General features: G+C 63.0%; 20 protein-coding genes. 10 read left to right on the forward strand and 10 right to left on the reverse strand.

Features of this window, described 5'->3' with window-relative positions; genetic code table 11:
* Positions 1-6: 6 nt before the first annotated feature.
* From rsmG to mnmE, 3 genes are all read right to left on the reverse strand, one after another.
* On the reverse strand, positions 7-639 hold the full coding sequence (rsmG, locus tag AC1D2G_RS02300; protein WP_457152310.1) for a 16S rRNA (guanine(527)-N(7))-methyltransferase RsmG: 633 nt from the start codon (positions 637-639) through the stop codon (positions 7-9).
* Entirely contained in the window at positions 636-2,516 is a 1,881-nt protein-coding gene (mnmG, locus tag AC1D2G_RS02305) for a tRNA uridine-5-carboxymethylaminomethyl(34) synthesis enzyme MnmG (RefSeq protein ID WP_477411733.1), read from the reverse strand. Before mnmG ends, rsmG begins: the two co-directional genes overlap by 4 nt.
* Before the next feature lie 247 nt (positions 2,517-2,763).
* Positions 2,764-4,095 carry a tRNA uridine-5-carboxymethylaminomethyl(34) synthesis GTPase MnmE gene (gene mnmE / locus AC1D2G_RS02310; protein WP_477411734.1) on the reverse strand — a complete coding sequence of 444 codons (1,332 nt, stop codon included), beginning with the start codon at positions 4,093-4,095 and terminating at the stop codon, positions 2,764-2,766.
* Between the two features lie 59 nt (positions 4,096-4,154).
* On the opposite strand from mnmE, the gene AC1D2G_RS02315 reads away from it, so the two are divergent.
* The gene (locus AC1D2G_RS02315; protein ID WP_477411735.1) at positions 4,155-6,173 is read left to right on the forward strand and encodes a thioredoxin domain-containing protein; all 2,019 of its coding nucleotides are present in this window, start codon (positions 4,155-4,157) and stop codon (positions 6,171-6,173) included.
* A gap of 158 nt (positions 6,174-6,331) precedes the next feature.
* Here the strand turns inward: AC1D2G_RS02315 and rho are convergent, their stop codons facing one another.
* The 3 genes from rho to hemE all read right to left on the reverse strand — a co-directional run bounded on the left by rho (position 6,332) and on the right by hemE (position 9,338).
* Positions 6,332-7,597 carry a transcription termination factor Rho gene (rho, locus tag AC1D2G_RS02320; protein WP_095083886.1) on the reverse strand — a complete coding sequence of 422 codons (1,266 nt, stop codon included), beginning with the start codon at positions 7,595-7,597 and terminating at the stop codon, positions 6,332-6,334.
* Positions 7,598-7,761: 164 nt separating this feature from the next.
* On the reverse strand, positions 7,762-8,307 hold the full coding sequence (gene hemJ, locus AC1D2G_RS02325; RefSeq protein WP_477411736.1) for a protoporphyrinogen oxidase HemJ: 546 nt from the start codon (positions 8,305-8,307) through the stop codon (positions 7,762-7,764).
* Positions 8,307-9,338 (reverse strand): uroporphyrinogen decarboxylase, encoded by a 1,032-nt coding sequence (gene hemE, locus AC1D2G_RS02330; protein WP_477305517.1) that lies wholly within the window; start codon positions 9,336-9,338, stop codon positions 8,307-8,309. Before hemE ends, hemJ begins: the two co-directional genes overlap by 1 nt.
* 404 nt (positions 9,339-9,742) lie before the next feature.
* Between hemE and AC1D2G_RS02335 the strand changes: the two genes are divergently transcribed.
* The 5 genes from AC1D2G_RS02335 to dnaQ all read left to right on the forward strand — a co-directional run bounded on the left by AC1D2G_RS02335 (position 9,743) and on the right by dnaQ (position 13,679).
* Positions 9,743-10,564, forward strand: coding sequence for a pyruvate, water dikinase regulatory protein (locus tag AC1D2G_RS02335; RefSeq protein WP_095083883.1), 822 nt, complete (start codon positions 9,743-9,745; stop codon positions 10,562-10,564).
* Positions 10,565-10,862: 298 nt separating this feature from the next.
* Complete coding sequence (locus tag AC1D2G_RS02340; protein WP_477411737.1) at positions 10,863-11,462, forward strand: Maf-like protein; 600 nt, start codon at positions 10,863-10,865, stop codon at positions 11,460-11,462.
* Complete coding sequence (locus tag AC1D2G_RS02345; RefSeq protein WP_477411738.1) at positions 11,455-12,297, forward strand: shikimate dehydrogenase; 843 nt, start codon at positions 11,455-11,457, stop codon at positions 12,295-12,297. Before AC1D2G_RS02340 ends, AC1D2G_RS02345 begins: the two co-directional genes overlap by 8 nt.
* Positions 12,294-12,899, forward strand: coding sequence for a dephospho-CoA kinase (gene coaE, locus AC1D2G_RS02350; protein WP_457152996.1), 606 nt, complete (start codon positions 12,294-12,296; stop codon positions 12,897-12,899). The genes AC1D2G_RS02345 and coaE overlap by 4 nt, the downstream gene beginning before the upstream one ends.
* A gap of 75 nt (positions 12,900-12,974) precedes the next feature.
* Positions 12,975-13,679: a DNA polymerase III subunit epsilon gene (dnaQ, locus tag AC1D2G_RS02355; protein ID WP_457152995.1), complete on the forward strand. Its 705-nt coding sequence runs from the start codon at positions 12,975-12,977 to the stop codon at positions 13,677-13,679.
* Positions 13,680-13,767: 88 nt separating this feature from the next.
* Here dnaQ and secB read toward each other — a convergent pair whose 3' ends face one another.
* Positions 13,768-14,268: a protein-export chaperone SecB gene (gene secB / locus AC1D2G_RS02360; RefSeq protein ID WP_095083878.1), complete on the reverse strand. Its 501-nt coding sequence runs from the start codon at positions 14,266-14,268 to the stop codon at positions 13,768-13,770.
* A gap of 194 nt (positions 14,269-14,462) precedes the next feature.
* Complete coding sequence (locus AC1D2G_RS02365) at positions 14,463-14,963, reverse strand: FxsA family protein (protein ID WP_477411739.1); 501 nt, start codon at positions 14,961-14,963, stop codon at positions 14,463-14,465.
* A gap of 199 nt (positions 14,964-15,162) precedes the next feature.
* On the opposite strand from AC1D2G_RS02365, the gene AC1D2G_RS02370 reads away from it, so the two are divergent.
* Genes AC1D2G_RS02370 through AC1D2G_RS02385 form a run of 4 tightly spaced genes read left to right on the forward strand, consistent with a single transcriptional unit; the run spans position 15,163 to position 17,923 of the window.
* Positions 15,163-15,870 (forward strand): Tim44/TimA family putative adaptor protein, encoded by a 708-nt coding sequence (locus AC1D2G_RS02370; protein ID WP_184872745.1) that lies wholly within the window; start codon positions 15,163-15,165, stop codon positions 15,868-15,870.
* 25 nt (positions 15,871-15,895) lie between these two features.
* Entirely contained in the window at positions 15,896-17,002 is a 1,107-nt protein-coding gene (gene mltA / locus AC1D2G_RS02375; RefSeq protein ID WP_477411740.1) for a murein transglycosylase A, read from the forward strand.
* Positions 16,999-17,544: a Smr/MutS family protein gene (locus tag AC1D2G_RS02380; RefSeq protein ID WP_477411741.1), complete on the forward strand. Its 546-nt coding sequence runs from the start codon at positions 16,999-17,001 to the stop codon at positions 17,542-17,544. The genes mltA and AC1D2G_RS02380 overlap by 4 nt, the downstream gene beginning before the upstream one ends.
* 10 nt (positions 17,545-17,554) lie before the next feature.
* Positions 17,555-17,923 carry a helix-turn-helix domain-containing protein gene (locus AC1D2G_RS02385; RefSeq protein WP_477411742.1) on the forward strand — a complete coding sequence of 123 codons (369 nt, stop codon included), beginning with the start codon at positions 17,555-17,557 and terminating at the stop codon, positions 17,921-17,923.
* Positions 17,924-18,002: 79 nt separating this feature from the next.
* Here AC1D2G_RS02385 and AC1D2G_RS02390 read toward each other — a convergent pair whose 3' ends face one another.
* A complete protein-coding gene (locus tag AC1D2G_RS02390) occupies positions 18,003-18,239 on the reverse strand; it encodes a hypothetical protein (RefSeq protein ID WP_477411743.1) in 237 nt (78 codons plus the stop codon).
* 346 nt (positions 18,240-18,585) lie between these two features.
* Positions 18,586-19,203: a transglutaminase-like cysteine peptidase gene (locus tag AC1D2G_RS02395; protein WP_477411744.1), complete on the reverse strand. Its 618-nt coding sequence runs from the start codon at positions 19,201-19,203 to the stop codon at positions 18,586-18,588.
* Positions 19,204-19,278: the final 75 nt, after the last annotated feature.

Below are 19,278 nucleotides of genomic sequence, written 5' to 3' on the forward strand. Positions count from 1 at the left end.
AGCAAATCAGACAGGTCGAAGATTCGACAGTTCGAGGATGACGCCATGTGGGTCGGTAACGCTTGGATGTTCTACCAGATCGAAGGCCCATCGGTGAACGCTTTCTTGCACTTCGGCGCGGTAATCCCGGCCTTTGTGGAACAGGCCACGCGCGCCTGAGGTCAGCCAAGGCGCCGACAGGTCCAGCAAGGTGGAAAGTGAGGCCAAGGCACGCGCCGTGACGATCTGCGGCGCCGGGACCAGCGCATGACTGTCTTCAATGCGGCGCGCCACCACCCGCGCCGGCAGACCGAACTGGCCGATGACTGTCTGCAGGAACGACGCCTTTTTGCGATTGCTTTCAACCAGATCGATGCTCGCCCCATCGCGCTCGGCAAGCAGGAAGGCCATGACAAGACCCGGGAATCCGCCACCCGAACCAATATCGACCCAGCGATTCGCGGTCGGCTCGATACGCCTGAGCTGCGCGCTGTCCAGGATGTGACGCTGCCAGACATCGCCTGTCGTCGACTGCGCAACCAGGTTGATGCTGCGGTTCCATTTCTGAAACATCTGTTCGAACGTCACCAGGCGGTCGAATGTTTCACGTGAAACCGGACCGGCCGCGTCTTGCAGGCTCTTCCAGGAGAAAGAGTTCACGCAACGTCCCTCTCAGGCCTCTGCGCATTCTCCTCATGGCGCACATGCGCGACGATGATCGCCAGCGCGGCCGGCGTCATGCCTTCCATGCGCTGGGCATCGGCGATGGAGCGCGGCCGCCGCGCCTGCATCTTCTGCTTCAGCTCGTTGGACAGCCCGGGCACTCCGGCGAAATCGACCGTCTCCGGGATCAGCCGGCTCTCTTCATGCCTGATCTGCGCCACATCCGTCTTCTGCCGGTCCAGATAGACCGAATATTTCGCTTCCGTTTCGAGGCGCTCGGCCGTTTTGGCATCAACCGTCGCGAACTTCGGCTCGACGCCGGCCAGCCAACCGATGTCGACACCGGGATAGGCAAGCAGTTCATAGCCGGAGCGGCGCACGCCATCCCGGTTGATCTCGAGCCCATGCCGCGCCGCCTCGTTCGGGGTCATGGTCAGCGACAACGCCAGCTGACGCGCTTCGTCGAGCTGCTGCATCATATCGCCGTAGCGCTGCATCCGCTGCGCCGAGGCGATCCCCAGCTTCGCAGCGAGGGGCGTCAGCCGCTCATCGGCATTGTCGGCGCGCAGCGACAGCCGGAACTCGGCCCGCGAGGTGAACATCCGGTACGGCTCGCTGATGCCGCGGCTGGTCAGATCGTCGACCATCACGCCGATATAGGCCTCGGTCCGGCTGAGCACGATCTGCTCGCTGCCGGCAGCACAACGCGCCGCATTGAGGCCGGCGAGCAGGCCTTGCCCCGCTGCTTCCTCATATCCGGTGGTGCCGTTGATCTGCCCGGCGAGAAAGAGACCACTGACGCGCCTGGCCTCTAGGCCCGTAGTCAGCTCGCGCGGATCGACATGATCATACTCGATGGCATAGCCAGGCTGCAGCATGACGGCTCGCTCCAGCCCTGGGATGGTTTTCAGGATGTCCAGTTGCACATCCTGCGGCAACGACGTCGAGATACCATTGGGATAGACAGTGTCGTCGTCGAGCCCTTCCGGCTCGAGAAAAATCTGGTGCCCGTCCCGGTCGCCGAACTTGACGATCTTGTCCTCGATCGACGGGCAGTAGCGCGGCCCGACACCTTCGATCGACCCGGAATACATTGCCGAGCGGCCAAGATTGGCGCGGATCAAATCATGCGTCGCCGCAGTCGTGCGGGTGATGCCGCACTCGATCTGCGGCGTCTCAATGCGATCGGTCATCAGCGAGAACGGCACCGGATCTTCATCCGCCGCCTGGCGATCCAGCAACGCCCAATCGATGGTCTTCCCGTTCAGCCGTGGAGGCGTGCCGGTCTTCAGCCGGCCGAGCTGGAAGCCGACGCGGCTCATGGTCGCCGACAGGCCGATGCTCGCCTGCTCGTTCATGCGGCCGGCGACGATCTTCTTGTCGCCGATGTGGATGAGGCCACGCAGGAAGGTCCCGGTCGTCAAAACGACGGCGCCACAGGCGAGCCGCAGGCCGTTGGCCAGCAGAACAGCCGCAATTCGCCCATCGACGATCTCGAAGTCGAGAACCTCACCCTCGATCACGTCGAGATCGTTCTGGAGCCGAATCGCTTCTTGCATGGCAAGGCGATAGAGTTTGCGATCCGCTTGGGTGCGTGGCCCGCGCACCGCTGGCCCCTTGCGACGGTTGAGCAGGCGGAACTGAATGCCGGCGGCATCAGCCACCCGACCCATCAACCCGTCCATGGCATCGATCTCGCGAACCAGATGGCCCTTGCCGAGACCGCCGATGGCCGGGTTACACGACATCACGCCAATCGTGTCGAAGCGCAGTGTCACCAGCGCGGTGCTGGCGCCGGCGCGCGCCGCTGCGCTCGCCGCCTCGCAACCCGCATGGCCGCCGCCCACCACAACCACATCATAGTGATCGGTCATTTCCAAAACGTCCTGGACTAGAAAAAGATTGAGCGACACATGTCCCCGCAAGGCGATGCTGTCAAGAAAACTCCGCGGCTCGTTTCACGTGAAACAAACTCTGTGGCGAGTCTTTGCCATGTTTCACGTGGATCCGCGCTCCAAACAGCAGGGGCAATCACAGCTTCGCTCTGCCAGCGTCGGCGACTGTGTTTCACGTGAATCAAGGAGGTCGCCACAGCGATGCGCTGCCAGTGTTTCACGTGAGTCATTTCCCAATGCAGAATTGCGCGAAAATCACGTCCAGCATGTCCTCCACGTCGATGGCGCCGACGATTCGGCCGAGCCGGTCGGCGGCAAGCCGCAACTCCTCGGCCCGCAACTCCTGTCCGATGACCCGGCCGTCAACCGCCAGGTGCAGATGGTGGTTTGCTTCGCCCAGTAACTCTACATGGCGCAGGCGCGACGGCAGAATGTCGCCGGCACTCCCGGCAGCACGCGCTGCCCGCCAGCCGATTTCCGCCAACAACGCGTCAACGCCGGCCCCATCGACCACCGAGATGACGTGATCATAGCGCTTGGCCGCACTGGCAGCCGCTTGGCTATCCAAAAGGTCTCGCTTGGTGCCGACCTGCAAGGCCGGAATCGCCGACGGGATCGAAGCCAACGCCTGCGGCTCAGCGACGTCCTGCAACAGCAACAACAGATCGGCTCTATCAGCCTTGGCCCTTGCCTTCTCGATGCCGATCGCCTCGACCTTCCCAGCCGCCTCGCGCAGCCCGGCGGTGTCGGTCAACCTGACGCGCAGCCCCTCCATATCCAACACCACCTCGAGCAGGTCGCGGGTTGTGCCCGGCTCATCCGTTACAATAGCGGCATCGCGCCGCGCCAAGGCGTTGAACAGACTCGATTTGCCGGCATTGGGCGCACCGAGAATCACGACCTCGAACCCTTCGCGGATGATTTCGGCGGCGCGAAATCCAGCAACGTGCCGGTCGATCTCTTCGATCATCGCCCGTACGTCAAACCAGACCGTATCCGAAACGGAACCTGGCACATCATCCTCGTCGGCAAAGTCGATCTCGGCCTCGATCATGGCGCGGGCGTGGATCAGCCGGCGGCGCCAACTCAAATAGAGCTCGCTCTGAACACCTTCCGCATTCTGGATCGCAAAGCGCCGCTGCGCCTCGGTTTCGGCGTTGACGAGATCGGCCAGCGCCTCGGTTTCGACCAAGTCGACCTTGCCACTGAGGAAGGCGCGACGGGTGAATTCGCCGGGATCAGCATGCCTGACACCGTCGAAGCCGGTGATCGTCTCCAGCATCCTGGCCACCACGGCGCGCCCACCATGAACGTGGAATTCCGCGACGTCCTCGCCGGTAAAGCTTGCCGGGCCGGGAAAAAAGACAATCAGGCCGTTGTCGAGCACGCTTCCATCCCGCGCTCTGAACTTGCGCAAAACTGCCGCCCGGTCCTTAACCCTATCGCCGGCAATCGTTTCGACTACGAATCGAGTCCGTGGCCCGGAAATGCGGATGACTGCGACACCAGCGGGCAAGCGGCCGCTCGACAGCGCAACGATCGAATCCCTTGAAATCATTTGCCCGCTCTGTTGAACCGCCCTAGCTTCCCTTTCAGTCCTTGTCGGGTAGCCTCATCGTGACATTGCCTCCGCAAAACCTGCTTGCTGAAGAAGCCAGCCCCTACCTGCAGCAGCACAGCGGCAACCCCGTCCATTGGCGGGCCTGGTCGCCGGCTTCGCTTGAAGAGGCGAGGGCGCTAGACAGGCCGATCCTGCTCTCGGTCGGCTATGCCGCATGCCACTGGTGCCACGTCATGGCGCATGAAAGCTTCGAGAATGACGACGTCGCCGCCGTCATGAACCGTCTGTTCGTCAATATCAAGGTCGACCGTGAGGAACGGCCGGACATCGACCAGATCTACATGGCCGCCCTGTCCTCGATGGGCGAACAGGGCGGCTGGCCTCTGACCATGTTCCTGACGCCGGACGGCAAGCCGTTCTGGGGCGGTACCTATTTTCCGCGCGAGCCGCGCTACGGCCGCCCGGGCTTCATCCAGGTGATGCAATCGGTAGACAAGGCCTGGCGGGAGAAGAGGGCGAGCCTGAACCATAGCGCCGACGGCCTGACCACGCATGTCGAGGCGCGGCTCGCCGGCTCGCATGCCAAAACAGTGCTTGATCGCGACACGCTGGAAGGCCTTGCCAGGGGCATCGACGGCATGATCGATCGCGATCTCGGCGGCTTGCGCGGCGCGCCGAAATTCCCGAATGCGCCGTTCATGCTCACGCTTTGGCTGTCCTGGCTGCGCGATGGTAATTCCACGCATCGTGATGACGTCCTGCTCAGCCTCGACCGGATGCTGAGCGGCGGCATCTACGACCATGTCGGCGGCGGGCTGAGCCGCTATTCGACCGATGCCGAATGGCTTGTGCCGCATTTCGAAAAGATGCTCTACGACAATGCCCAGCTCGTCCGCTTCTGCAACTGGGCCTACGCGGCGAGCGGCAATAATTTGTTCCGGGTACGAATCGAAGACGCAGTCGACTGGCTGTTGCGTGAAATGCGTGTCGACGGCGGCGCCTTCGCCGCCAGCCTCGACGCCGACAGCGATGGCGAGGAGGGACTGTTCTACACCTGGAGCAAGGAAGAGATCGAAGCTGCACTTCGCAACGATTCCACTTTGTTTTTCAAATACTTCACGCTCTCGAGCCCGCATGGCTGGGAAGGCAAGCCGGTTGTCCATCAAACCAGCTCGCAGCAAGCCCAAAGTGTGGTCGATCGCGACCAACTCGTGCCGCTCAAAGCGAAACTTCTCGCCATAAGGGAAGGGCGGGTCAGGCCGGGCCTCGACGCAAAGACCCTCACCGACTGGAATGGACTGATGATTGCAGCCCTGGCCGAGGCTGGCCGGTCGTTGTCGCGTCGTGACTGGGTCGACGCGGCGGCAAGGGCCTTTGCCCATATCAACGCCGCCGGCCGCGACAACCGTTTGCCGCATTCGATGCTCGGCGCGAGGAAACTGTTCCCGGCGCTATCCAGCGACTACGCCGCCATGGCCAACGCGGCGATCGCGCTGTTCGAAGCCACCGGCGAATGGAGCTACGTCGAGCAGGCCAGCCGGTTTGTCGAACAGCTCGACCTCTGGCACGCCGACGCCGACAGCACCGGCTACTATCTGACCGCTTCCGACAGCACCGACGTGCCGATCCGTATCCGGGGCGACGTCGACGAGGCCATTCCTTCCGCCACCGGACAGATTATCGAAGCGCTGGTGCGGCTCGCCTCCGTCACCGGCGACCTCGGCCTGCAGGAGAAAGCCTGGAATGTCGCCGAGCATGCCGCCGGCCGAGCCGCGCAGCAGGCCTATGGCCAGGCCGGCATCGTCAACGCCTGCGCGCTGGCGATCGAGCCGCTTAAGCTGGTGCTAATTGATAATCCGACCAATCCTGAACTTGTTCCGGTTGCGAATCGAAACCCCGATCCGCGTCGGGTCGACATTATGGTTTCTATCGGTTCGGAAGCGAATCGACCCGTGCTGCCCGGTGGATTCCTGCCGCCGACCGACAGGCCGGGTGCCTGGCTCTGCACCGGTCAAGTCTGCCTTCCCGTTGCGACGAATCCCAAAGGGCTCGAACACCTCTTGCGTCGCCAATAGGATCAGGAAACCTCGCCTTCCGCCAAAAGGGGGGGTCCGCAGCCACCAACGGCCACGCCGTATCGGGAATGCGACCTGATCCCGGACAATGAAAAACCCCATCCCGGTTTTGCCGGAATGGGGTTTGATGCATAGGCCGGAAGGCTTCGATGAGACCGTTACGTGTTCATCGAATCGAAGAAATCCGCGTTGGTCTTGGTCTGCTTGAGCTTGTCGATCAGGAACTCGATAGCGTCCGTGGTCCCCATCGGCGCCAGGATGCGGCGCAGCACGAAGATCTTCTGCAGGTCCTGCTTGGAGACCAGAAGGTCCTCCTTGCGGGTGCCGGACTTCAAGATGTCCATGGCCGGATAGATGCGCTTGTCGGCAACCTTGCGGTCGAGCTGGATTTCGCAGTTGCCGGTGCCCTTGAACTCTTCGAAGATGACTTCGTCCATGCGGCTGCCGGTGTCGATGAGCGCAGTCGCGATGATGGTCAGCGAGCCGCCTTCCTCGATGTTTCGGGCGGCGCCGAAGAAGCGCTTCGGCCGCTGCAAGGCATTGGCGTCGACACCGCCGGTCAGCACCTTGCCGGATGACGGCACAACAGTGTTGTAGGCACGGCCGAGGCGGGTAATCGAATCGAGCAGGATCACGACGTCGCGGCCATGCTCGACCAGGCGCTTGGCTTTCTCGATTACCATTTCGGCGACCTGGACGTGACGCACCGCCGGCTCGTCGAAGGTCGAGGAGATAACCTCGCCCTTCACCGAGCGCTGCATGTCGGTGACTTCCTCCGGTCGCTCGTCGATCAGTAGGACGATCAGATAGCATTCCGGATGGTTGGCAGTAATCGAGTGGGCGATATTCTGCATCAGAACCGTCTTGCCGGTACGCGGCTGCGCGTTGATCAACGCGCGCTGTCCCTTGCCGATTGGCGCCACCAGGTCGATCACGCGCGGCGAGATGTCCTTGCTGGTCGAATTGTCGATCTCCATCTTCAGCCGCTTGGTCGGATAGAGCGGCGTCAGATTGTCGAAGTGGATCTTGTGACGGATCTTTTCGGGATCGTCGAAATTGATGGTGTTGACCTTGAGCAGGGCGAAATAGCGTTCGCCCTCTTTCGGGCTGCGGATCGGCCCTTCGACCGTATCGCCAGTCTTCAGCGAAAAGCGGCGGATCTGCGAGGGCGAGATGTAGATGTCGTCGGGACCGGGCAGATAGTTGGCATTGGCGGAGCGCAGGAAACCGAAACCGTCCTGCAGCACCTCGACAACACCGTCACCGATGATCTCGATCTCCTGGGCGGCCAGTTTCTTCAGGATAGCGAACATCAGCTCCTGCTTGCGCATGACGCTGGCGTTCTCGACCTCGAGCGATTCGGCATAAGCGATCAGCTCTGGTGGCTTCTTGTTCTTGAACTCTGCGAGTTTCATTTCTTGCATAGACGGACTCTGAATCTGCTTTGGGGAAAATATATCGGCGGGATGCGACAAATGCCGGGCGCGGCCGAAAGCAATAAAGGGCGGCGCATGACGGGAAGGAAGACCCGTCTTTTATCGTCGCTTGGGTGAAAGAGCAAGCTGCGTTTTATGTGCCCTGGTAAGAGCTAAAACGGCTTGACGACAACCAGGATCACGATTGCGATCATCAGTAATGTGGGGATCTCGTTGATCATCCGCCAGTGCCGGGCCGGTTTTTCGTTGCCGTCCTCGGCAAATTTGCGCACCGCGCCGGCCAGGTAGCCATGAACGGCGGACAATAGAAGCACGGCACCGATCTTGGCGTGCAGCCAGCCACCGTGGAAACCAAAGCCTTTCCAGGCGAGCCACAGACCGAAAACCCAGGTGGCGATCATTGCCGGATTGATGATGCCGCGCAGCAGGCGGCGCTCCATCACCTTGAAGGTCTCCGACTGCACCGAGCCCTTCTCGGCATCCACGTGATAGACCAGCAGCCGCGGCAGATAAAGCATACCCGCCATCCAGGAGATGACGGCAAGGATGTGGATCGCTTTCGCCCATAGATAGAAGCTGTCGGGCGCGACGAAAAACAAAAGTGCCGTGAGAACGACCAGCACAGCAATGCCGATCACCATCCGCATCATTGCCTGGCCGGTGCTGTTGGTGCTGCCAGTGCTGTTTGAATGAGTCATCAGCGGGTCGCGCTCCTCACCAGTTTCACCATTGTCTCGACATGCGCTATCGGCGTCTCCGGCGTGATGCCGTGACCGAGGTTGAAAATCAGCGGCCCGTCGCCCAGCGTTTTAAGGATGGCCTCGACACCATCGGATAGGGCTTTGCCGCCAGCAACGAGCCGCAAGGGATCGAGATTGCCTTGGACCGCACCCAAGCGCTGCAAATCCTTCGCCGCCACCAGGGGCACCGTCCAGTCGATCCCCAGGGCCGTTACTCCGGTCTTCTGGCGATAGGTTCGGTACCGCGCACCGGCCCCCTTGGGAAAACCAATGATTGGAACATCGGGATGAACCGCCCGGACCCGGCCAACGATCTCGGCCACCGGCTGAACGCAGAACAGATCGAAGGATGCATCATCGAGAACGCCCGACCAGGAATCGAAGATCTGCACCACATCCGCACCGGCCTCGATCTGGCGGATAAGATAGGCGGCCGAATGATCGGCAAGCACTTTCAGCAAATGTTGAAAGGCTTCCGGCTCGCGATAGGCAAACAGCCGCGCCGGCCCCTGGTCGGGCGTGCCATGGCCGGCAATCATATAGGTCGCCACCGTCCAAGGCGCGCCGCAGAAGCCGATCAGCGTTGTCTCATCGGGCAGTTTTGCCCGCAGCCGGCGGACCGTCTCGTAGACCGGTTCGAGATTCACGTGAAACGTTTTGCTTTCCAGAGCCGCAATCTCTGGCGCCGTGATCGGCGTCAGCAGCGGGCCGCGCCCCTCTTCGAAGCGTACGTCCCGGCCAAGCGCGTGCGGAACGACGAGGATATCCGAGAACAGGATCGAGGCATCGAAGCCGAAGCGCTCGATCGGCTGCAAGGTCACTTCGACGGCAAGGTCGGGATCGTAGCAAAGGTCGAGGAACGAACCGGCCCGCCGGCGTGTCTCGCGATATTCCGGCAGATAACGCCCGGCCTGACGCATCATCCAGAGGGGAGGCGGAAACACCGTCTTGCCCTTCAGGACGTCCAGCATGATCCGGTTCTGGGGCATCGAGCGCTCGCTTCTCCAAGCCTCTCTATAATCAAAGATTCTTATATCTAAGATTCTTCTGATTCTAAGAGTCTGTTGGTTGTGGTGGTTGTCACCTGTCCCGCTTTGCCCGCAAAAACACCAGCCAGCATATTGTCGCGCGCTCGCCTCTCCAGACTGTAGGGTTCTGGGGAAAGTCCGGAATCCATGACTGGAGTCAAGGCGTTAGGAACCGCAGGGAAAAGCCGTCCCTGTGGACAGGCGAGAGACAAAAGACGCCGTCCCCAAACTTGTCCCCAGCCGTCCGGCGAAGCTGACAGTGCGACGAATTGTGGACAAACTGCCATCTGATACAGTCACCCGTGACCGGCCCGTCTTTCCATCCCGCTTTATCCACAGCCGCCCACAGCCTGGAGTGACCCCTTGTGAACAAACCCCAGAGCTTCTTCCACCTGCATCTAATTTCCGACGCGACCGGCGAAACGCTGCTCGCCGCCGGTCGGGCGGCTTCGGCGCAATACAAGGACGCGCGGGCCATCGAGCATATCTACCCGCTCATCCGCACCGAAAAGCAGGTGGCCAAAGTGTTCGAGGACATCGAGGAGGAACCGGGCATCATCCTCTATACGGTCGTCGACCAGAAGCTGGCGCGCGGCATTGACGAGCGCTGCGCGACCATGGGGCTGCCCTGCGTGTCGGTGCTGGAGCCGGTGCTGACCGTGTTCCAGTCCTATCTCGGCACGCCGGCCGGCCGCCGCGTCGGCGCCCAGCATGTTCTCGACGCTGAATATTTCCGCCGCATCGACGCGCTCAATTTCACCATGGAGCATGATGACGGCCAGCTGCCGGCCAATATGGACGATGCCGACATCGTGCTGATCGGCATCTCGCGCACGTCGAAGACGCCGACGAGCATCTATCTCGCCAACCGCGGCATCAAGACCGCCAATATCCCGATCGTGCTCGGCGTGCCGGTGCCGGAGAGCCTGGTCAACGCCAAGACCCCGCTGATCGTCGGGCTGATCGCCACCGCCGAGCGCATCTCGCATGTCCGGCAAAACCGCATCCTCGGCAACAGCAGCACTTACGAAGCGAGCGACTATGTCGACCGCGCCGCCATCACCGAGGAGCTCGCCTACGCCCGCCAGATCTGCACGCGCCATGGCTGGCCGATGATCGATGTCAGCCGTCGCTCGATCGAAGAAACGGCAGCGGCGATCGTTGCCCTGCGCGGCAAGTCGAGATAAATGAGCGAAAAGTGAGTTTTCCGAGTCTTCTCCAGGCGAAATCTAGCCGAAAGTCGGTGCTGCCCCTCACCTGCCTGCCGGCATCCCCTCCCCGTATAGTGACGAGGAGAGGGGCGCTGCCATCGATAATTTCGCCAATCGCCAGCGGTGCTGGAAACAGCGCCGGCGCTGAAGGTGCCCCTTTCTCCCCGTCACTATACGGGGAGAAATGTCCGGCAGGACAATGAGGGGCAGCGCCACTTTACCGACTAGAGCTGCTCATACTCCAACCGCGCCTGTGCCTGCGCCCGAGTGCAAAATGACCGAAAAAATCATCCTCGCCTCTAGCAGTCCGTTCCGCAAGGCGATGCTCGTCAATGCCGGCGTCGATGTCGAGGCGGTTGCGGCCGATGTCGACGAGCGGGCGCTCGAGGCGCCCTTGCAGGACAGCGGTGTCTCGCCCGAGGATGTCGCCCTGGTGCTGGCCGAGGCCAAGGCGACCGAGGTCAGCGGGCGCCGGCGTGGTGCACTGGTGCTCGGCTGCGACCAGACGCTGTCGCTCGGCGACGAAGTGTTCCACAAGCCGGCCGACATGGAGGGCGCGCGCCGTCACCTGCTGGCGCTGTCGGGCAAGACCCATCAGCTCAACAGCGCCGCCGTGCTGGTCCGCGATGGTCAGGTGCTGTGGCGGCATGTCGGCATCGCCAGCATGACCATGCGCAAGCTCGACCCTGCCTTCATCGGCCGCCATCTGGCTCGTGTCGGCGCCAAGGCACTGGCCAGCGTCGGCGCCTACCAGGTCGAGGGCGAAGGCATCGAGCTCTTCGAGAAGATCGAGGGCGACCATTTCACCATTGTCGGCCTGCCGCTGCTCCCGTTGCTGGCCGAACTTCGTGCCCTTGGAGCGATCGATGGCTGAGGCGACCAAAAAAGCTTTCGTCACCGGCCATCCGATCAAGCACTCGCGCTCGCCGAAGATCCACGGCCACTGGCTCGCCCAACATGGCATCGTCGGCAGCTACCAAGCCATCGACGTGGCGCCGGAGGACTTTGCTCAATTCTTGGCGACGCTGCAGGCGAACGGTTATCGCGGCGGCAATGTCACCATTCCACACAAGGAGGCGGCCTTCGCGCTGGTCGACCGGCGAGACGAGGCGGCCGAAGAGATCGGCGCTGTCAACACGCTGTGGTTCGAGGACGGCATCCTGTGGGGCGGCAACACCGACGGTCACGGCTTTGCCGCCAATCTCGACGATAATGCGCCGGGCTGGGCAAGCAACGGCCCGGCTGTCGTGCTTGGCGCCGGCGGCGCGTCGCGCGCCATCATCCATGCGCTGAAGCAACGCGGTGTCGCCGACATCCGCATCGTCAACCGCACGCTGGCCCGGGCGCAGGAATTGCGCGATCGCTTCGGCGCCGGCGTTACCGCGCACGGCATGGCGGCGACCGGCGAACTGCTTGCCGATGCCGGTCTGCTGGTCAACACCACGGCGCTCGGCATGCACGGCAATGAGACCCTTGCCGCCGATCCCGCCTTGCTGCCGGGCCACGCCATCGTCAACGACATCGTCTATGTGCCGCTGGAGACGCCGCTGCTTGCCGCGGCCCGCGCAAGGAGGCTGAAGGCCGTCGACGGTCTCGGCATGCTGCTCAACCAGGCCGTGCCCGGCTTCGAGCGCTGGTTCGGCGTCAGGCCGCAGGTTACGGCCGAATTGCGCGCGCTCATCGTCGCCGACCTGGTGCCGAAACCATGATCGTGCTCGGTCTCACCGGCTCGATCGGCATGGGCAAGTCGACAACGGCCAGGATGTTTGCCGAGGCCGGCGTCCCGGTTCATGATTCCGACGAGGCGGTGCATCGCCTCTATGCCGGCAAGGCCGCGCCCTTGGTCGAAGCGGCCTTTCCCGGCACCACGGACGCCGGCGTGGTCGATCGCACAAAGCTGGGCGAACGCGTGCTTGGCGACGCCAGCGCGCTGAGGCGGCTGGAGTCCATTATCCACCCGCTGGTGCGCGCCGATGCCGATGCCTTCCTGGCGCGCAACCGGGCCGACGGTGCGCCGCTTGCGGTGCTCGACATTCCGCTGCTGTTCGAAACCGGCGGCCGCAACCGCGTCGACAAGGTCGTCGTCGTCACCGCCGCGGCCGAAGTGCAGCGCCAGCGCGTGCTGGCGCGACCGGGCATGACTGAGGAAAAACTGGCATCGATCCTGGCCAAGCAGGTGCCGGATGCGGATAAGCGTCGTCAGGCCGATTTCATCATCGACACCGGACAAGGGATGGACGCCGCCCGCGCGGCGGTCAAAGCCATCGTTGCGGATCTGACCGGGGATAAGTCAAGGAATGCCATCTCCTGACGCCAGGCCGTCAGCATTGCCCATTGCCATTTTGTTCCCGTCTTATGATTCTGCTCGCCTGGAGTGACTGATTCGATGCGTGAGATCATCTTCGACACGGAAACCACCGGCCTCGATTCGCGTGACGACCGCGTTATCGAGCTGGGCGGCATCGAGCTGGTCAACCGCTTCCCGACCGGCAAGACCTTCCACCACTACATCAACCCTCAAGGGCGGCCGATCCACGCCGAAGCGCAGGCGGTCCACGGCATCAGCGCCGCGGACCTCGCGGGCAAGCCGACCTTTGCCGAGATTGCCGAGGAGTGGCTGGCCTTCATCGACGGCGCCAAGCTGGTCGCCCACAACGCCACGTTCGACGTCGGTTTCCTCAATGTTGAATTCGGCCGGCTGGGCCACCCGGTCATCGACAATGGCCGTGTCGTCGACACGCTGGCGCTGGCGCGCCGCAAGCACCCGATGGGCCCCAATTCGCTCGACGCGCTCTGCCGGCGCTACGGCATCGACAACACAAGGCGCACCAAGCACGGCGCCTTGCTCGATTCCGAACTGCTGGCCGAAGTCTATATCGAGCTGATCGGCGGCAAGCAGGCTGCCCTCATCCTCGACAGCGCCACCGCGCCGGCTGGGGGTAACGAGAATGTCCGCCAGATTGAAATCACCATCAGCCAGCGCCCGGCCCCCTTGGCGCCGCGCCTGACCGAAGCCGAGCGCGCCGCGCACGCAGGCATGGTCGTCACACTCGGCGAAAAGGCGCTGTGGTTGAAGGTTCTTGGGAACTAAGGTCGTTCCGTAAGCGATCCGCCGGCATCTCCAAACAAAAAAGCCCGGCGCAAGGCCGGGCTTTCAAACGCTACCGCAACAGTAAGCCTCAGCTCACCTTGACGTTGGACGCGGCCTGGTCTTCCGCCAGTTTCTGCTGGAACATCTGCGCGAAATCGATCGGGTCGAGCATCAGCGGAGGGAAACCGCCGTTGCGCGTCGCTTCGGCGATGATCTGCCGGGCGAAGGGGAACAGCAGGCGCGGGCATTCGATGAACAGGATCGGCAGCATGTGTTCCTGCGGGAAGCCGCTGATCGCGAACACACCGCCATAGATCAGCTCGACATTGAACAGCACTTCCTGGTCGAAGGAGGCCTTGGCGTTCAGCGTCAAATTGACGTCGAACTGCTTGTCGGAGAGCGGGTTGGCGTTGACGTTGACGTTGATGGCGATGCCGGGCGCCTTGTCGCGGCCGCGCAGCGAGTTCGGCGCGCCGGGGCTTTCGAACGACAGATCCTTCACATACTGCGCCAGGACGTTGAGCGACGGCTGTGCCGCATTGCCGTTTCCGTTGGCTGCGCCGGGCGCCGCGTCATCTTTGCTTGCCATAAGCCTTTGTCCTCTTGCCTGGGCAGCATCGCTGACCGAATTGAAATCGGGCGTTCGCTACCATGGTCGGCATGACAAGACAAGGTTTGCCACCTTATGCATGTCGCCCAAAAGTGCGCAGCGGTTTTGGGACGACGACATGCATCAAAGCAAAATTTCAGGTGCGCTTCAAACGCACGTCGCCTTGCTCAGGCCTATTCGTCCTTGAGGCGGCGCCAGGGAGAGTTGTGGTCCGGTCCGCGCGCATAGTCGTCGCTGCGCGAATAATCGCCATCGTCGAGGTCGATGGTCTTGTCGCGCTGCCGGCCGTGGAACCCGCCGGTGCTGAAATTGGTGGCCAGCACGACGCGGCCCTTCAACGCCCGCCAGGCGAGATCGCGGACCGGCGGCAGGAACAGCAGCAGGCCGATGATGTCGGTGATGAAGCCGGGTATGATCAAGAGGATCGCCGCTAGCACGATCATCGCGCCATGCGCGAGCTGGCGGCTCGGATCGCGGCCGGCGTCCATTTCGGCCCGGATCCGCGTCATGACGCTGAAACCCTGGTGCCGGAGCAGCAGCGCACCGGCGATGCTCGATGCCAGCACCAGGCCGACCGTCGCCAGGGCGCCCACCTGGCGTCCGACAACCACGAAGCCGGCGATTTCCAGCAGCGGCAGCGCCAGGACAAAAAGGGGAAAGAACGAAATGCGCAAGTCTTGCCAACCCTTTTCGATCGTTTTGGCCGTTGGCGATCAATCGCCGCTGGCACTGGGCCTGTTAGATAGGTATGCCTGCCTTTGATTTGAATGATTGCGCCTTGCGTTCTATATGCTTTGGATGTTGAACGCTATGAGACCGTACCCCTCGGGGCCGGCGGTCCGGCTACAAGGCAGGGATTGATTGGCGGAAGATATGGGATTCTTCGACTTCGGCACGATTTTCTTCCTGATTGCGGCAGTGGTCATCTTTTTCCAGCTGCGCAATGTGCTGGGCCGACGCACCGGCAGCGAACGGCCGCCGTTCGACCCCTACACGGCCGCCCGCAGCGGCGACAAGGATGCCGCGCAGAAACCTGAAAACGTCGTCTCGTTGCCGCGCAAGCGCTTGCCGGGCGAGCCTGCGGCCGAGACTTATGCGGCGATCGACGCCTTCGCCAAGCCCGACACCGACCTCAACAAGGGATTGCGCACGATCAAGGACAACGATCCGTCCTTCGAGCCGAAGAGCTTCGTCGACGGCGCCAAGATGGCTTACGAGATGATCGTCATGGCCTATGCCGACGGTGACCGCAAAACGCTGAAGAACCTGTTGTCGCGCGAGGTTTATGATGGCTTTGTCGCCGCCATCGGCGAGCGCGAGGCCAAATCGGAAAAGATCCAGTCCTCCTTCGTCGGCATCGACAAAGCCGACATCGTCTCGGCCGAGATGAAGGGTGGCGAGGCGCATGTCACGCTGCGTATCATCAGCGAGCTGATTTCGGCGACCCGCGACAAGGCCGGCGCCGTCATCGACGGCGACCCGGAAACCGTCGCCGAGGTCAAGGACGTCTGGACCTTCGCCCGCGACACGCGCTCACGCGATCCGAACTGGAAGCTCGTCGCCACCGAGGAAGAAGACTGAATCCGGTAGAAGTGGCGAGGCTCCGGTGTCGCTATCGCCTCTTTTTGTCGGGAAATCCTTCGGCGCCTTGCCCGGCTGGGATGAGGACGACCATCTCTCTGCCTTCGCGGCCTTTCGCCGTTCCGCTTTCCATGTCCTGATCAAGCCCTATCGCAGCGGTTCGCTTGGTGTCGACTTCAACGCCTTTGCCGAACCCTACGCCGAGGCCCGCATCGTTTCGCCGGCGAATCGGTCGCAGGCCCGCGACTTTTTCGAGCGTCATTTCATCCCGATGAATATCCGCGCCGAGAATGGCGGCTCCGGTCTCGTCACCGGCTTCTACGAACCGCAAGTCGAGGCATCGCCGGTGCGAACGGAGCGGTTTTGCGTGCCGCTGCTGTCGCGCCCGGCCGATCTCGTCGATATCGACGAGGCCAATCGGCCGCCCAGCATGGACCCCTACCTCGCCTTTGCCCGCCACACGCCGCATGGACCGGTCGAATATCCCGACCGCGGCGCCATCGAGCGTGGCGCGCTTGACGGCAAGGGTCTGGAAATCGCCTGGCTGGCCGACAAGGTCGATGCCTTCTTCATCCATGTGCAGGGGGCGGCCAGACTGAACATGACCAACGGCCGGCTGCGCCGCGTCACCTACGCCGCCAAATCCGGCCAACGCTTCACAGGGCCCGGTAAAATCCTCAGCGAAATTGGCGAGATCCCGCTGGAAAAGGTGACGATGCAGTCGATCCGCGCCTGGTTCAAGGCGCACCCGGACCGCGTCGACGAGATCCTTTGGCAAAACCGCTCCTACATCTTCTTCCGAGAGGCCGATGTCGAGGACGCCGCCCTTGGCCCGATCGCCGCCGCCAAGGTGCCGCTGACGCCGGGCCGCTCCATTGCCGTCGACCGCCTGCTGCACACATTCGGCACGCCGTTCCACATCGATGCGCCGTCGCTGACAGCTTTCGACGCAAAACCGTTCCGGCGCCTGATGATCGCGCAGGACACCGGCTCCGCCATCACCGGGCCGGCGCGCGGCGACCTGTTCGCCGGCTCGGGCGATGCGGCAGGCGAGATCGCCGGCGTGGTGCGCAACGCGGCCGATTTTCATGCGCTGATCCCGCGTGCGCTTGTTCCGGGTGCGAATCGATGACCCGGCGGCCAGCCAGACCGAGCGAAGTCAAGCTCAGCGAGGACGACCGGGTGCTGTGGAACCTGGTGGCGCGCACGGCCAAACCGCTCAAGGGCAGGATGGCCGTCGACATCCCCGATATCCCGGCCGAGGCCAAGCCGATGCAGACGCAAGCGGCCCAGCCCGTTGCCAACCAGGCAGGCGCGGCAAAGCCGAAGACCCAGCATGTCGCGCACGCACTGGACGAACCGACGCTGGACAAGCTGTCGAAGGGGCGGCTGCCGATCGAAGGCCGGGTCGATCTGCACGGCCTGACCCAGGACGAGGCCTATTCGCTGCTGTTCTCGTTCCTGCACCGGGCGCATGCCGGCGGCATTCGCTACGTGCTGGTCATCACAGGCAAGGGTTCGTCCTCCGGCGGCGACGGGGTGCTGCGGCGCGCCGTGCCCGCCTGGCTGTCGACGCCCGCCTTCCGGCCGCTGGTTTCCAGCCACGACCATGCCGCCCGCAACCATGGCGGCTCCGGCGCGCTCTATATCCGGCTGCGGCGGCACCGCGCATGAGGATGCGGGCATGACGCCTTTCGGCGAGAAGCTGCGGACGCTCAGAAGCGAGCGTGGTGTCAGCCAGAAGGACATGGCGGCGGCGATCGGCGTCAGCGCCGCCTATCTGTCGGCGCTGGAGCATGGCAGGCGCGGCGCGCCGACCTGGACGCTGATCCAGAAGATCATCGGCTATTTCAACGTCATCTGGGACGATGCCGAGGAACTGGCGCGGCTGGCCGAAGCCTCGCATCCGCGCGTGAAGCTCGACACGTCGGGCCTCAGTCCCGCAGCCACCGAGCTTGCCAACCTCTTGGCCGAGAACATCGAGAGACTCGACGAGGCGGAACTGCGCAGCATCACCGCCTCGATCCGCGCGGCACTGGGCCGGCAGCCGTAGCGAGGCCGGAGGCGCGAGTTTCATACGCGCGTCCGCTTTTGCCTGAAGAGCTGCCCGCCGGCGGTCCGCTGTGTCGAGATCATTTCTTGCCGGTCGCGCCGCCCTTGTCTCCCCGCCCGCCATTGTCATTGTGGCCTCGACCGCCGTTTCCACCGCCCAGACAGTTCGAGTCGCCATTGCTGCAACAGCGCCCGCCCCATAGGTCGTTGGTCGATGTCTTGGCGCAGCCTGGGATGGTCTGATCGGCCAAAGCGGATCCGGCCAGCGCCGACACCGCGACGGCGGCGAGAAGGGTATTTCGCAAAAGTACAGTCATCGGAAGTCTCCATGGTTGGTTTCTATCCACGGCCATGTGTCGTCGGCCGGGAGGGAATGGTTCATGGAGAATGCGGAATTGTTGGAAGGCCACATGATGCGCGCGGCGCTGGGCAAATAGCGAGACGCCGGCGGGACAGCGCCCCCCTCTGCCCTGCCGGGCATCTCCCCCTCAAGGGGGGAGATTGGCGGCTTTGTGCTCGCTGCTTTTTTTCTTCAAAGTTGAAAATTGACGAAAGCGCAGGTGACAAACGATCTCCCCCCTTTGAGGGGGAGATGTCCGGCAGGACAGAGGGGGGCGCGAAGGATCGCCGACCTCCGCCGAAGCCCCACTGTTTGCTAGGGACCTACTGAACCGAACCGACCAGGACCTGCTGGCCGCCGCGGATCGAGACCCAGCGGCCGGTGTTGTCGATCGCCTGCCGCTTGAGGAAGCGGTAGCCGGTCAGGTCCCACGACTTGACCTTGTCGTTCAGATTGTCGAGCACATAGTCGCCCTTGTCGGTGCGCACCGTCAGCACCGCGTGGCCCTCGCCGTCGGGCTTGCGCACGACGGTGATCAGAAGGTCGGCAAGCGTGATGCCCATGCGCGAAAGCTGGCGCCGCTTCTCCAGCACATAGTCCTCGCAGTCGCCGACGCCCTTGTCGGGGTAGGCCCAGACCTCGTCCTTGCCGTAGATTTCCATGTCGCTCATCGGCTTGACGGCGGCGTTGACCCTGGCGGTGACGTTGATCAGCTTGCGCATCAGCCCGTCGGTCATCGCGGCCGGCGCCAGATTGCTGGGGCGGATCGAGCATTCGCCCGGATGGAGCTTGCAAAAATCATAGTGGCCGATCGGCTGCGAGGTGAGGCCCCCGGTCGCCATTGCTCCAGCCGCCAAAGCCGGTGCCACCCAGCCTCCCGTTGCTGCCAGCCCGGCCGCTACGTACACGCGCAGCCTTCGCGCCATCGATGAGGATATCATTGTCCCCGTCCACCCTTAGTTATTAACGAAAGGTTAAAGGGGATTTACAGTCCGTGTCAATTACGACGACGGTCG

The organism is Mesorhizobium sp. P2_C7 (assembly GCF_056404515.1).